Below are 14,408 nucleotides of genomic sequence, written 5' to 3'. Positions count from 1 at the left end.
CATTTTAAAGTGTTTGAAAGGAGTTTTTGCATGGAAAAAGACGTATTAAATGCCTTAAGAAAATCATGGTCCATTCAATCAAGTTCTAAATGGAGTGTGGACAACCCTGCAAAAGGACAATGTGGCGTCACTTCATTAGTTGTGCAGGATATTCTTGGCGGAGAAATTAGGAAGACATTTCTTGAGGAAGGCTGGCACTTTTATAATATTATTAATGGAGAAAGAAAGGATTTCTCCGAGGAACAATTTCCATATCTAATCGACTACCAAGATATTGATTCAAATAGGATAGAGGCTTTTCAAGATACTAATGATAGTCAATATCGTTATTTAAAAACACAAGTTTATAAGCTTTTAGGGAAGGCAGAGAATTAATTATCTCTGCCTTTTTAATTTTCAAAACAAAGTTGTTGACGTTTATAAAAATATCGTGTTATTATTATCTCGAATTCAAGATAAATAAATTCAAGATAAATGAATTCGAACCTTTAGCTTCGCCAGGAGGTACAATTATGGGGTTTTTTAATAAATTATTTCGTACAAAAAAAGAGGAGGAACAAACAATGGCAGAATTAAATATCGGTATTATTATTGGATCAACTCGTGAGGGGCGTGTAAGCCCTCAAGTAGCACAGTGGGTAAAGGAAATTGCAGATCAACGTGGAGATGCCAATTATACAGTGATTGATATTGCTGATTATAAATTGCCATTATTAGGTGAGCCAGGACAGGATGCTTCAGGAGCACAAGGTTGGTCAGAAATTATTGCTAAACAAGATGGTTTTGTATTCATCGTACAAGAATACAATCACTCTATTACAGGGGCATTAAAAAATGCACTAGACTACTTACGTGTTGAATGGAATAACAAAGCAGCTGGAATCGTATCTTATGGTTCTGTTGGCGGTGCTCGTGCAGCAGAACATTTACGTGGGATTATGGGTGAGCTTTTAATCGCAGATGTGCGTGTTCATCCAGCACTATCATTATTCACAGATTTTGAAAATGGCACAGAATTTAAACCAAAAGAAGTACAAATAGATTCAGTAAACCAAATGTTAGATCAATTGATCCCATGGTCTAAAGCGTTGTATACAATTCGCTAAGCTTTTACAGATTGAGGTAGGTATAAATAGGGCATAGTATAGGTGAGAAATATAGTCATGAAAGGGCTTGTTAACATGAAAAAACATACAGCAGGTATACACCATATCACAGCGATCGTAGGACATCCGCAAGAGAATATTGATTTTTATGCGGGAGTATTAGGCTTACGTTTAGTAAAACAAACAGTAAACTTTGATGATCCGGGCACATATCATTTATATTTCGGTGACAAAGGTGGGAAACCAGGAACAATCATTACCTTCTTCCCTTGGGCTAATGCTTATCAAGGACGTATTGGTGATGGTCAGGTTGGCGTTACAACGTATGTTGTACCAGAAGGAGCACTACCATTTTGGGTTAATCGCTTAGCGAAATACTCGATTCCTTTCCAAAAAGCTGAACGTTTTGGTGAGCAAGTCATTCAATTCGATGATCCACATGGTTTGCATATTGAACTCGTGGCACGTGCGAAAGGCGGGCACAACGAATGGTCATTTGGTGAAGTAACACCTGAGGTTGCTATCAAAGGATTTGGTGGAGCTACACTATTCTCAAGTCACCCTGAAGAAACTGCCAAAGTTTTAACAGAAGTAATGGGTCTTGAAAAGGTAGCGACGGAAGGTGACTATACGCGTTTTACTTCTAGTGCAGAGATCGGCAATACAGTGGATTTAAAAACAGTTGCAGGTCAACGTGGCCAAATGGGTGTAGGAACTGTGCATCATATTGCGTGGAGAGCCCAAGATAATACAGATCATTTAGAATGGCAAGAGTATGTGATGAATCATGGACAACATGTAACAGAAGTAAAAGATCGTAATTATTTTAATGCGATTTATTTCCGTGAACCTGGCGAAATCTTATTTGAAATCGCTACAGATCCTCCTGGATTTGCTCATGACGAGACACCAGAGACAATGGGTAGCCAATTAATGTTGCCACCTCAATACGAGCAACATCGTGAACAACTAGAAAGAACATTAATCCCGATTAAAGTGCGTGAGCTTGATTAAGCGGCAGGATCAAGCTAAGCTAAAGTTTGCGGGATTTATGAGATAGAACGTCCACAATAGATTTTCAATTAATGCGAAAATGTTGATAGCCAACATTTTCGCATTTTTTATTATTAGAAGGAGAAGTGCTAATCAAAAATTGAGTGCACCTGCCATGGCATCTAAATAGTTCTGAATAGCCTGTTGACTTACTTTTGCTTCAGGCACAAAGACCTCAAAGCAATGGTAACTGCCAGGGTAGAGGTGGAATTCAACGTCCACTCCTGCCTGTGCAAGACGTGTTACATAATCAATGGTTTCATCACGAAATAAATCAAGTTGGCCAATACATATATAGGCTGGCGGTAATCCTGTTAAGTTTTCAGCTCTTGCAGGGACCGCATACGGAGAACGGGCATTGATGTCCTTCTCCTCTCCTAAGTACAAATGCCAAGCAGTCAAATTATTTGTTCTACTCCATGTTGCATGATTATCAATAATCTCATAGCTGGAAGGTGTTACATTTCGGTTATCAAGCATCGGATACAGTGGCATCTGGAATATAATTGATGGTCCTCCTTTATCACGAGCCATTAATGCAAGTGCTGCTGTTAATCCTCCTCCACCGCTTGCTCCAGCAATTGCCACCCGTTTGACATCGATACCAAGTGATTGGTGCTCATTAGTCATCCAAACTAATCCAGCATAAAATCTTCAATAGCCGCTGGGTAGGAATGTTCAGGCGCTAGTCGGTAATCAATGGATACGACAACGCAGTTAGCTGTCTCAACAAAGCGTTCACATAAAACATCATCCATATCAGGGTGCCCCATGACAAAGCCACCTCCGTGAATCCAAAGCATAGCTGGAAGTTTATCCTGCTCCCGTTTAGCTGGTTCATAGATTTTAACCAGCATTTCGTCCCCGTCACCTCTAGGAATCATACAGTTGGTCGTAAGTACATCTTCTGATTTTTTTGAAGGTGGATTGGACAAGAGACCTCGACTCCAAGTTAAATCCTCCTCCAATCGAAAGCCAGGAAATTCTGAGTAAGCCTGCCTTAATTCTGGTAAAATTCGGTTAATGATAGTCATATATACTCCTCCTGTTGAATAATGAATCTTAAAGAAATGGCTTTCCTTCTAGAGCCATTTCAGCTTCCCATTTAGCGACTTCTTCACGTACACGGGGAGCAACTTCTGTTCCAAGCAGTTCTATAGCTTGCATGACTTGATCATGCGGCATGGTACTTAAAGGAACGTATAGCATAAACCGTGTAATTCCTACATGTTTACGAAGATGAATAATTTTTTCAGCAACTGTATCTGGATCACCAACATATAATGCCCCTTCAAAGCTTCTTGCAGCATCATAACTAGAACGGTCATAATAAGGCCAGCCTCTTTCCTTGCCTAATTTATTCATACCAGCCATTGTTGATGGGAAAAATGTGTCTGCTGCCCATTCCGTATTCGGTCCAACGAAACCTATTGAATGAGAACCTACCTGAAGTTTTGATAAATCATGACCTGCATGAAGTGCTGCCTTTTTATATAGCTGTACAATCGGTGCAAATTGCATTGGGCTGCCACCAATTATTGCTAGCATAAGGGGTAATCCTAAAAGGCCAGCACGCATAGCAGATTGTTGGTTTCCTCCACTAGCCACCCAGATTGGGAGAGATTTTTGAACAGGTCTAGGATACACACCTAAATGATTGATTGCTGGACGATGTCTACCTTCCCAAACTACTTTCTCAGACTGACGAATGCTAAGTAGTAAGTCTAAATGTTCCTCAAATAATTCATCATAATCATGTAAATCGTAGCCAAATAAGGGGAAGGATTCGATAAAAGAACCACGACCTGCCATGATCTCTGCACGTCCATTTGATAGTCCATCCAATGTGGCAAAATCCTGAAAAACACGCACAGGATCTGCCGAAGAAAGGACTGTTACAGCACTTGTGAGTCGAATGTTTTTCGTTTGAGAAGCAGCAGCAGATAGCACCATTGCTGGAGAAGAGGCGGCATAGTCTTCACGATGATGCTCACCAATGCCAAAGACATCCAATCCTACTTGATCTGCAAGAATGATTTCTTCTACTACTTCACGTAAACGCTGTGCATGACTAATTAATTCACCACTGTGAACATCTGGTCTTGTTTCTACGAAAGAAGTAATTCCTATTTCCATTTGTTATCTCTCCAAGTCTAATTTTATTTAGTAAATCGTTTGGTTATTGCCCAAAAAAGAAGAGCAATTGTACTAATAGAGGCTCCGAGTAAGCAAACCCCTCCCCAACCATAATGTGCATACATCTGAGTTGAAGCGATTGAACCGCCAGCACTACCAATAGAATAGAACACCATATAGCCTGCGGTCAGTCGACTTCGTGCTTCTATACGTAATGGGAGAATCATCGTCTGGTTTGTGACATGTACTGCCTGTACTGCCAAGTCTAGTAACACAATGCCAATAATTAATGCCAAGAATGACTTATCTAAATAATTAATAAATATCCAGGAGATAAGTAAAAGCGTTAAAGCAATACCTGTCGTTCTTTGTCCATAGCCTTGGTCAGCAAGTTTACCCGCTTGTGCAGCAGCTAATGCCCCTGCCACACCTACAAGACCAAAAGCGCCAATTACAGTGTGTGATAGAGCCAATGGTGGTGAACTAAGTGGTAGAACAAGGGACGTCCACAAAATACTAAAATCAGCGAAAATTAGCATGGCTAGAATAGAGCGGATACGTAATGTTCGCTCTTGAATAAACAGCGTAAACACGGATTGAATTAGCTGAGAATAGGTGATTGATTTTACTTCACGTTCGCCCCTTGGTAAAACTTTTAAAAACATACCACTCATTAGAAGCATGAACGCGGCGGAGGCTAGATAGACAGAACGCCACCCTGCAAGATCTGTTACTAACCCAGCAAAGGTACGAGCAAGTAGTATGCCAATGACAATGCCGCTTGTAACAATGCCTACGACACGACCACGTTCTGTAGAGGAAGCCATAGTTGCAGCGAACGCAACAAGGGTTTGAGTCACGACTGCAAGTAGACCAACTAAGGCCATACCCGCAAATAGCACTACAACATAGGAGGCAGTACCGACTAGAAGCAAAGCAACAGAGGACAATAGCATTTGTCCAATAATCAAGCGTCGTTGGTTTAGTAAATCTCCAAGTGGAACTAGAAGAAGTAAGCCTAGCCCATAGAAAATTTGTGTGACAGTAATAATCAAACCAATAATTGATTGATCAATAGCAAAATCATTCGATAATTCATCTAGCAGCGGCTGAGCAAAATAAATATTGGCGACAGACATTCCGCAGGCTGTAGCGAATAATAATGTTACAGCTCGGGATATAGAAGATGATTGATTTATATGAATTGCATCATCATTTGCATTGTTCACATTGTAACCTCCCTTTCTAATTGAATTGTAATTATAACATACCGTTCGGTACAAAATAATTAATGGTAAATATATCTTAACTACATTGGATTTGTCAATATTTATTTGGTATATATTTTCTTTTTATTTCGGTTGATGAAATGAAATTGACAATAAAAAAAGCCAGATATAAAATAATTACATACTGTTTAGTATCGTAAAATTCAATGATTAACTTACTATTTTTTCCTAATGGGGGTGTATCTATAATGGCAAGAACTCGGGAATTTGATGAGGCAAAAGTGTTAGAGGCAGCAATGCAATTATTTTGGGAGAAGGGATATGAAGCAACTTCTTTAAGTGATCTTACTACTAGAATGGGGATTCAGCGTCCTAGTATTTATTCAACGTTTGGGGATAAAAAGGAACTATTTGAAGCGGCCCTTCGTAGATATACGACAACTCGCGCATCCGAAATACGGACTAAACTTCAAAGTTATGCCTCTGTAAAACAGGCGTTTTCTATATTTTTTGAAGATGTGATTACTGCTGAATATACAAAAGATCTTAGTAATGGCTGTTTTTGTATCAATACAATGGTTGAATTAGCTCCACATGATGAGAAGTTCGAGATTTTGACAAGAGAGCATCAACTCTATCTATCAGTAATTTTTCAGGAGACAATTGAACGGGGAATTCAATCAGGAGAACTAGAGGCGAACACGGATTCAAAGTCTTTAGCGCAAGCATTAATTGTTGCGTTAATAGGGTTAACAGTTATGCTGAAATCGCAGCCACAACGCTCGTTTGTTGATAACGCCATTGCAACGACGCTGACATTACTTAAATAATAAGGCAATACCCCTTTAGCGTTGCTAAAGGGGTATTGAAAAAATAAGAAAAAAATGCACAAATTTAGTTTATAAAACATAGGATGAATTTATAATTCCTTACAAGCCCATGCGTCAATCTCAACCTTTAAAGCTGGCGTAGCGAGTGCAACGACATACATTAATGTTGTGCATGGAAGATGTTCCCCAAAGAAGTCACTGATAATTTCCTTACGTTGAATAGCATCCATATCCCCCACTAAATAAAAGACGAGCTTTGTAATATCTTGAACCTCCATATCGGCACTATCTAGATTTCTTTTAATATTTTCAAGTGCTATCTTCAATTGAGCTATTGCATCTTCAGGTATAGATCCATCAGCTATCATGCCAATTTGTCCTGATAATGTTAACCATCTCTGAGGTCCCGTCACCTCAATTTGATGAACATAAGGAGCAACGGGTGGATGAATGTTCTGAGGGTTTCTCGCAATTTTCATAGAATCAGTCCTTGTCTCTGTTTAATTTATATCTCTAATCAAAATAGCATAAAGTAATAGTTGATAAAAGTTCTATACAAATACCATTATAAAAGAACATACAAATTGGATATGCTGGTTTAAAGGGTTATAATAGATTTATAGAATTTTGGCTAATACGCTGGTAAAGCTTTCACAAAGGATAAGAGTATCGACTTTTTAATTTGACAAGACATACAATTCACTTCAACCCCGCCTTAGGTTTTATACAGACACTTCTAAAAGAAACATACATTTCGTCTTATTTTGAAGGTAGATGGCTATACTCATTAAATGAGAGGGAAATTTTTACATAAGAATGATGCGTATTGTTATAAATCAATTTTATAGTGTAGCCCTAGGTAGCAGAGGCAGCGAGGCCGTTTTGTAGAAGGAGTGAATAAATGAATAATTTCTTTCGGAGTAATGGATTTAAGCGTTTTATTATTCTAGTCGGGATTGCTCTTGCATTATATTTAATGCGTAGTATGATCAATCTAATTTTACTTACGTTTATTATTACTTATTTGATGAACCAGCTTACTACGAAGACAACGAAAAGCATAAGAAAATATACGCCGATGAATGAAAAAGCTGTGACGGTAACATTATACCTTTTACTCGTTGCGGGTATTGTAGCTGTTATTTACAAATATTTACCAATTGTGACCCAGCAGATCACACAGCTTTTCGACCTCATTGCAAGTTTTAATCTCGATCCAGATGACAATGAGATTGCGAGATACTTAGCACCGACTTTTGAGAAAATAGAGCTCGGGAAATATTTAGAGCAAGGTGTGGATTTAACTCTTAAAAATATTACGAATATTGGTAAAATCATTATGCAAATATTGATTTCTCTAATTTTGAGTTTATTCATCTTGTTAGAAAAGAATCGTATTATTGAGTTTACAGCTAAGTTTAAGGATAGTAAAATTGGGCCGCTTTACGATGAGCTTCATTATTTCTCAAGAATATTCATCCGCTCATTTGGTAAAGTAATTGAAGCACAATTTATTATTGCTGCTGTTAACTGTGTGTTATCCGTCATTGCCCTTTCTATTATGGGCTTCCCACATTTGATTGCACTTGGGATTATGCTTTTTATTTTAGGCTTAGTTCCAGTCGCGGGAGTTATCATCTCATTAATACCATTAAGTATTATCGCATATAGCATTGGTGGCTTGATGTACATCGTCTATATTTTAGTTATTGTCATGGTTTTACATGCCATTGAAGCTTACTTCTTAAATCCAAAGCTTATGTCTGCCAAAACAGATTTACCGATTTTCTATACGTTTATGGTCATTCTCTTTTCTGAGCATTTCCTTGGTGTATGGGGACTAATCATAGGTATTCCACTATTTATGTTCCTGCTTGATATTCTAGGTGTAACCTCCTCGGAAGACCCTGCGAAGAAATCGGTAAAGGTACACACTGAAAAACAAATGGAATAGTTCCAAACAAAGGAATCATCTACATATATGATGATTCCTTATTTAATGCACAAGAGGTGTTTATATTGATAAAAGGTCAACAGGTCTATTTAAGAGAAATACGTGAAGATGATAGTGATAGTATTATAAGATGCTTTCAAAATGAAGAAATCATGTATATGACAGGAACACGGAATATTTTAACAAAGGAACAAATCAAAGAGGCGATCAAACGCTTTAAAGCAGATTCTTCTCGCTATGATTTTGCTATTTGTTTAGTTGATAATGATCAGGTAATTGGTGATTTGGCGATTATGGAGGTTGATTTAGATAATAAAAAGGCAGTGTTCCGTATAGCTTTACATAATATAGAGAATTGTGGCAGAGGTATGGGTTCAGAAGCAGTTAGGCTTGCTCAAAGATTTACATTTGAGGAGCTAAATCTGAATCGCTTAGAATTACAGGTATATTCACACAATAGTAGAGCAATTAAATCCTATGAAAAGGTCGGCTTTAAAAAAGAAGGTGTTTTGAGGCAGGCCTTGTTTATGAATAATACATTTTCTGATGAAATCATTATGAGTCTGTTGCGTGATGAGTATATGAAAATTCAAAAGTAGAAATTTAACCAGCACAGATTTTTGTGTTGGTTTTTTTTCTGAACACAAGTATAATTGGTAAAAATTTCTGTGTGTGAAGGACAGAAATAGTGTTGAAACTTTCATAGCTGTATTTTTAGTTAAAATGCATTCTAAATCTGATATAGCAAAACTAATTAAGAGACCCAAAATCGTCTTGTTGTTGTAAAACAATTATTTTTTGCAGACATAAAGGAGAGATGGTAAATGAAAATACAATATCCTACTTTAAAAACGCCTCTTACGATTGGCGTGACAGCACCCTCTAGTGGAGTCGAACAGCATCTTCATCTATTAATAACAGAAGCTGAAAAACAATTAATACAAAGAGGAATGAAAGTTATTATTGGAAATACTACCTGGACGCAGCTTAAAGGTAGAAGTACAACAAAAGAAAAGCGAGTCTATGAACTTATGGACTATTTATTAGATGAGCGAATAGATGTCGTCATGCCACCGTGGGGAGGCAGTTTTCTAATGGAGTTATTACCTTTAATCGATTGGGACGAATTAAAAAAAGCGGGACCCAAATGGATATTAGGGTATTCAGATATTAGTACTTTATCTTTTGTATACACAACCATGACGGGGTACGCATCCGCACATGGGGTGAATTTTACTGAATTATCTGCACCTCAATGGGATGAACTTTCTTCTAAATGGATAGACGTAATTACATGTAAGACTGGTCATTCAATAACTCAAAGCTCTTCTCACTATTTTCAATCGAGCTGGGAGCAAGTTTATAAAAATCCTGCTACAGGATTTTATTTTGACAGTGAAACCGAATGGAAAGTTCTAAACCAAGAGCGTAGTAATCGTATGACAGGTAGGTTGATAGGTGGCTGTTTAAATACATTGCAAATTCTTATAGGTACGCCCTTCGATTACGTTCAATCATTTATTAACGAATATTGCTCTGAGGAAGGAACAATATGGTATTTAGAAAGTGTTGGTATGGATGCAGCAAAAATCTACCGAGCTTTGTGGCAATTAAAGTATAATGGTTGGTTCAATAAATGTAATGGTGTTCTAATCGGGCGAGCAGGACTATATGAAAATCTAGGGGACTTTACATTGGTGGATGCATTAAGGGATATTTTTGACGAGATGGGAATACCAGTTTTCTATGAAGTAGATATTGGACATGTCCCCCCTCAATTAATTCTAGTGAATGGAGCAGTTGGGGAAGTAATAGTAGAAGAAGGAAGAGGTACGCTAAAAATGCAATTTTGTTAGGCAAACATATTAAAAGGGGACCTTGATGAGGCCCCCTTTCATTTAAGCATGGTCAGGAGATGAAAGGGTTCTTGGATTTTTCCTAATGAACAAGTAAATAAGCAATGCTGTAATTCCTTCTGCTACTGGGAAGGTCCACCAAATAGCCTGGGAGCCAAGTATCTTGGGTAGTATGATGAGAGTAGGGATAAATAAGATAATACTACGTAGTAACATAATCGTTGTAGCAATACGAATTTTTTCAATGGATTGAAAGAATTCTGCGAACACCATGTTGATCCCTAAAAATACATAGCCAATGGCAAAATGTACAAAGCCTTGTGCTGCCCTACTGCGAATTTCAAATGAGCTATCTCCAAATAACGCCATTAATTGAGAAGGGAAAAGAAGAGCTATAAGAGCTGTTGTTAATCCTAAAATAAATGCGGTAGCTAAACCGATTTTCAATAAAGCAGTTAATCTTTCAAGTAATCTTGCCCCGTGGTGATAGCTTACTAATGGTTGTAGAGCCATACCGACTCCAAGGAAAATAGTCAGCAAGACAGTATGGATATAATTGACCATTGCATAGGCAGTAACGCCATTCGCACCCAAATAATGTAAAAATGTAACGTTATACAAAATAACGATAACTGCAACGGAAGCTTCAACAATAAAGCTAGGTAAACCTATAGCAAAAATTTTTTTCAAATCTGATAGATTTAAAAATGAAGTGACAAATTTTAATTCAGATTGAGGACGGAAAAAATGAAGACATAGCACAGACGTACCTATAATTGTAGCTATTGCTGTCGCTAAGGCACAGCCAGTCACGCCATAATCTAGTACGAAGATGAAAACATAATTTAAGAGTATATTCAAAGCCGATGTTGTAATTAAGCCCAGCATAGCCAATTTTGGGTTGCCGTCATTCCGAATAAAAATACTTAATAAATTTTCAATTGTGTAAAATATCCCAAAGAGCAAAATTACATGTAAATACTCCTGCACATACGGATACGTATCATCGCTCGCTCCGAATATATAAGAAATGTCCTTTAGATTTAACGCGAGAAATCCAATAATCGTTATCACAACCACTAGCATTGTAGAAAACGCCAATGTAAATAGTTGATGGGCACGTTGCTTATTGCCCTCTCCTAGAGAAATCGAGAAAAGAGTAGCTCCTCCCATGCCAATCCATAGAGAAATAGAAAGCAAAATAGAGAAAATAGGAACAGCTATATTAACTCCAGCTAAAGCTGTAGGTCCCACGCCATGACTAACGAAAATGCCATCTACCAATATATTGACGGACATTAAAAGCATCCCGATCATTGCAGGGAATAAGTATGATAAAAATAATGGTTTCAGTGGCTTTGTTTCAATTGGATTAATGGTTGTCATAACCATGCACCTCCAAAACCATCACTTTTTCCCCTTTATCATCTAGCTCACCATTAAATATAAAACCAAATTGCTTATACAGCTGGATAGCTACAGCGTTATTGTCATAAACACTTAAATATATCTGAAGACAGTTGAACTTTACTGTTAAATATTGAATAAGTTGCTGTAAAAAATGTTTTCCCAAACCTTGTCCTTGGTATTGTTCTGCAATTAGATAGCGATCAAGCCATACTCGTTGACTGTAATCATCATGAGGGAATAAGCCGTACATAGCGAAGCCTATAGCGGTGTTATCTTTATACAGACCTAAAGGCGTAAAGCGTCGATCCATTTCCGCCTCTGCTAAGCATTGTTCTGTAGATTCAATAAAATGTTGCTGATTGTCAGCGATGCGTAATGCTAAAATTTCTTTCTTGTTAAAAGCTGTAATGTCACGAATCTCCGTGAACATAATGTCAAAACCTTTCTATTTTTATTTTGAATAGGTACAATCTAAAGTATATAGTAACTATATAGTCAAGGGAGGAAACTCAAAAAATGCTTAATAAAAATGTAAAGTATTTTACAACTGGTGAATTTGCTAAATTATGTAAGGTGAATAAACAGACACTTATTTATTATGATCAAATTGGTTTATTATCTCCCATCATGAAAGATAGTAAGGACTATAGGTATTATTCACTTGCTCAATATGATTTTTTCGGTGTTATTGAATTATTAAAGGCAGTGGGGATGTCCTTAAAGGATATTCAGCATTATATGGCAGAGAAATCACCTGAAAATTTTTTAGAATTGATGCACCAACAAAAAGAGCATGTTGCGAAGAAGCGTAGAGAACTAGAAATGATTGAGAATATTATTGATGTCAAAATCAAAATGACAGAGGAAGCACTGCATCTAAATTTTAAAGATATCACGATTGAGTATTTTCCTGAAGATACATTATATTTGAGTAAAAATATTGAGAATTCTACAGAAGAGCAGTTTGTGAAGGCTGTATCTGACTTTATTGAGGAATTGGATCGCTCTCAATTAGATACGGGGTATCCCATTGGAGGGATAACAAGAAGAGAGCAAGTGTTAGCTGGGAATTACGATAACTATAGTTATTTGTATATTGAGCAGCCTCATCCAAGAGAAGGGCATCCTTATTTTAAGGCGATAGAAGGTGAATTTGTGATTGGTTATCATGTAGGCCCCTCCTCAAAACTTGGTGAGACATACACACGGTTATTTAATGTCATGCATGAAAAGGGTTATGAGCTAGGTCAGTATGTATACGAGGAATACATTTATGATGCCGTAATGAAAAATCGAGAAGAAGAGTATGTAACCAAAATTATGATGGAAGTAAAGAAAGTAAAATAATTCATTAAGACGTAATAGAAAAGAATGAATATAGCTGAGACATTTATCATATACGAAGGTTTAGATGGCAGTAAAATAATAGCATTTTGTCATTCTGTTTAAAGTTAGCCTAATCAGTAAATGATTTCCTGACGATAAATAAGAAGTATGACATCACATGAGCCTTATATGGAGGTTAGAGACAATGTGGATTGAGCGTTGGAATCATTTAGTAGAGCGATTGAAGCAGCAGGGAGCTTGTGTACATCCGATTGAAATGCGGCCAGTCGCTACCGAGCAAGAGTTACAGCAGGTTGAGGAAAGACTTGGTGTACAAATCCCTAATGGGTTTCGTCAACTGTTGCAAAATTGCTCAAAGCAAGTAAGTATTTATTGGTCATTACCAGATGAGGCGATACTTCCCACTGAATTGCTAGATACGCCTTCTGGTGAATTTGGCTGGAGCCTAAAAGCTCTAGACTTTCCTTACTTTGGAGAGAATGATGAATCGTATGAACAGCAATATTTACAATTTTTTACGGCCGGTAATGGAGATGCCCTTCTCCTTAAGCTTGACGACGAAACGGTTTGGTATTGGAGCCATGAAGAAGATGAGCTTGATTTGCTGGCTGCCAGCTTTCATTCGTACGTTGATAATATGACGGCTTTAGGCTGTATTGGCGTAGATTGCGGACAGCATCGTCAATTTTGTAGTGAAAATGGATTGGATATTGAATTGTATCGCTCACAATTATGGCTAACTTGGCTAGAACAATATTTAAGCTCTAATTTACAGCAGGCTCAATCCAGCTTAGCATCTTTACTTCATTATGTTTCCATGCATGGTGTGAAAAAAACAAGCGTGCAGGAGGCATTTTTGCATTTTGATGGAGTACAGGTGTATCAGGCTCTTCGACATAAGTTAGAGCGAGCTCAATCTCAATCAGAACAAAAGGCGTGGAGTGAAATTTTAGTCAAGATATGTCCGAGAGAAGCGGGAAATTGGGCGAGAGAACTTTGGCAAGTACAGAGTGACGTACCTGATTGGCTGCGTGATTATGTAACAGCACATTGTTTGCCAGTTGATGAAGGACAATCTTTCATCTTAATGGATATCGAAAAAGATAGAATTGATGCCTATACGGCTCTATATCGTCTACGCCAATTTCATCATCCCAATATTATAGACTGGATGAGATCCTATGTCACATTTCCTATTGATGGGTGGGATACACTTTTGGCTGAGTCACAGCCAAGTGCAGAGACGTTATATGAGTGGTTAAATGGCAACGAAGTAGAGAGGCTAACATCCATCCGAGCTGTTTGTCAGATGATGCAGCGGGGAATCACACCAACAACTATGATAGACGAAGAAAAATGGCGTCCTTTGCTGGCATATTGGGTTGAACATGAGGTGCTACGGAAAAACAAACAGCTGTTTAACCAAGCGCTTAGTTGTTTGGAAAATTGGTTATTAAAATGCTATATGCGACTAAGGAGAGAGTAGA

The 14,408-nt window shown here is 37.7% G+C and carries 14 protein-coding genes and 1 pseudogene; 9 read left to right on the top strand and 6 right to left on the bottom strand.

Annotated elements, in window-relative coordinates; all coding sequences use genetic code 11:
- Positions 1 to 30: 30 nt before the first annotated feature.
- The 3 genes from LBYS11_RS21655 to LBYS11_RS21645 all read left to right on the top strand — a co-directional run bounded on the left by LBYS11_RS21655 (position 31) and on the right by LBYS11_RS21645 (position 2,120).
- Positions 31 to 375, top strand: coding sequence for a YunG family protein (locus tag LBYS11_RS21655; protein WP_103118964.1), 345 nt, complete (start codon positions 31 to 33; stop codon positions 373 to 375).
- Between the two features lie 137 nt (positions 376 to 512).
- Positions 513 to 1,106, top strand: coding sequence for an NADPH-dependent FMN reductase (locus LBYS11_RS21650; protein ID WP_004231581.1), 594 nt, complete (start codon positions 513 to 515; stop codon positions 1,104 to 1,106).
- A 75-nt stretch (positions 1,107 to 1,181) separates the two neighbouring features.
- A complete protein-coding gene (locus tag LBYS11_RS21645) occupies positions 1,182 to 2,120 on the top strand; it encodes a ring-cleaving dioxygenase (protein ID WP_158651975.1) in 939 nt (312 codons plus the stop codon).
- Between the two features lie 132 nt (positions 2,121 to 2,252).
- Here the strand turns inward: LBYS11_RS21645 and LBYS11_RS21640 are convergent.
- The 3 genes and pseudogenes from LBYS11_RS21640 to LBYS11_RS21630 all read right to left on the bottom strand — a co-directional run bounded on the left by LBYS11_RS21640 (position 2,253) and on the right by LBYS11_RS21630 (position 5,524).
- Positions 2,253 to 3,193, bottom strand: a pseudogene (locus LBYS11_RS21640) (alpha/beta hydrolase).
- A 28-nt stretch (positions 3,194 to 3,221) separates the two neighbouring features.
- Positions 3,222 to 4,295, bottom strand: a complete 1,074-nt coding sequence (locus LBYS11_RS21635) for an LLM class flavin-dependent oxidoreductase (RefSeq protein WP_103118962.1) — start codon at positions 4,293 to 4,295, stop codon at positions 3,222 to 3,224.
- Positions 4,296 to 4,318: 23 nt separating this feature from the next.
- On the bottom strand, positions 4,319 to 5,524 hold the full coding sequence (locus LBYS11_RS21630) for an MFS transporter (RefSeq protein WP_103118961.1): 1,206 nt from the start codon (positions 5,522 to 5,524) through the stop codon (positions 4,319 to 4,321).
- 248 nt (positions 5,525 to 5,772) lie between these two features.
- Here LBYS11_RS21630 and LBYS11_RS21625 point away from each other — a divergent pair, with 248 nt between their 5' ends.
- Positions 5,773 to 6,354, top strand: a complete 582-nt coding sequence (locus tag LBYS11_RS21625) for a TetR/AcrR family transcriptional regulator (RefSeq protein ID WP_048394004.1) — start codon at positions 5,773 to 5,775, stop codon at positions 6,352 to 6,354.
- 89 nt (positions 6,355 to 6,443) lie between these two features.
- On the opposite strand, the gene LBYS11_RS21620 is transcribed toward LBYS11_RS21625, so the two are convergent.
- Positions 6,444 to 6,833: a RidA family protein gene (locus LBYS11_RS21620; protein ID WP_103118960.1), complete on the bottom strand. Its 390-nt coding sequence runs from the start codon at positions 6,831 to 6,833 to the stop codon at positions 6,444 to 6,446.
- Positions 6,834 to 7,255: 422 nt separating this feature from the next.
- Here LBYS11_RS21620 and LBYS11_RS21615 point away from each other — a divergent pair, with 422 nt between their 5' ends.
- From LBYS11_RS21615 to LBYS11_RS21605, 3 genes are all read left to right on the top strand, one after another.
- Entirely contained in the window at positions 7,256 to 8,308 is a 1,053-nt protein-coding gene (locus LBYS11_RS21615; RefSeq protein ID WP_048394009.1) for an AI-2E family transporter, read from the top strand.
- A gap of 65 nt (positions 8,309 to 8,373) precedes the next feature.
- Positions 8,374 to 8,907 carry a GNAT family N-acetyltransferase gene (locus tag LBYS11_RS21610; protein WP_048394011.1) on the top strand — a complete coding sequence of 178 codons (534 nt, stop codon included), beginning with the start codon at positions 8,374 to 8,376 and terminating at the stop codon, positions 8,905 to 8,907.
- A gap of 225 nt (positions 8,908 to 9,132) precedes the next feature.
- Positions 9,133 to 10,164, top strand: a complete 1,032-nt coding sequence (locus LBYS11_RS21605; RefSeq protein WP_103118959.1) for a S66 family peptidase — start codon at positions 9,133 to 9,135, stop codon at positions 10,162 to 10,164.
- Positions 10,165 to 10,206: 42 nt separating this feature from the next.
- Here LBYS11_RS21605 and LBYS11_RS21600 read toward each other — a convergent pair whose 3' ends face one another.
- A complete protein-coding gene (locus tag LBYS11_RS21600; RefSeq protein WP_103118958.1) occupies positions 10,207 to 11,550 on the bottom strand; it encodes an MATE family efflux transporter in 1,344 nt (447 codons plus the stop codon).
- Positions 11,537 to 12,004 (bottom strand): GNAT family N-acetyltransferase, encoded by a 468-nt coding sequence (locus LBYS11_RS21595; RefSeq protein WP_048394017.1) that lies wholly within the window; start codon positions 12,002 to 12,004, stop codon positions 11,537 to 11,539. Before LBYS11_RS21595 ends, LBYS11_RS21600 begins: the two co-directional genes overlap by 14 nt.
- Before the next feature lie 86 nt (positions 12,005 to 12,090).
- Here LBYS11_RS21595 and LBYS11_RS21590 point away from each other — a divergent pair, with 86 nt between their 5' ends.
- Positions 12,091 to 12,921, top strand: coding sequence for a MerR family transcriptional regulator (locus LBYS11_RS21590; protein WP_009370580.1), 831 nt, complete (start codon positions 12,091 to 12,093; stop codon positions 12,919 to 12,921).
- A gap of 184 nt (positions 12,922 to 13,105) precedes the next feature.
- Entirely contained in the window at positions 13,106 to 14,407 is a 1,302-nt protein-coding gene (locus tag LBYS11_RS21585) for an SMI1/KNR4 family protein (RefSeq protein ID WP_103118957.1), read from the top strand.
- The last annotated feature ends 1 nt before the right edge of the window (position 14,408 follow it).

Source organism: Lysinibacillus sp. YS11 (genome assembly GCF_002896375.1).
GTDB lineage: Bacteria > Bacillota > Bacilli > Bacillales_A > Planococcaceae > Lysinibacillus > Lysinibacillus capsici.
The sequence above is the reverse complement of the archived record's forward strand: the minus strand, read 5'-3'. Positions and strand labels throughout refer to the sequence as shown.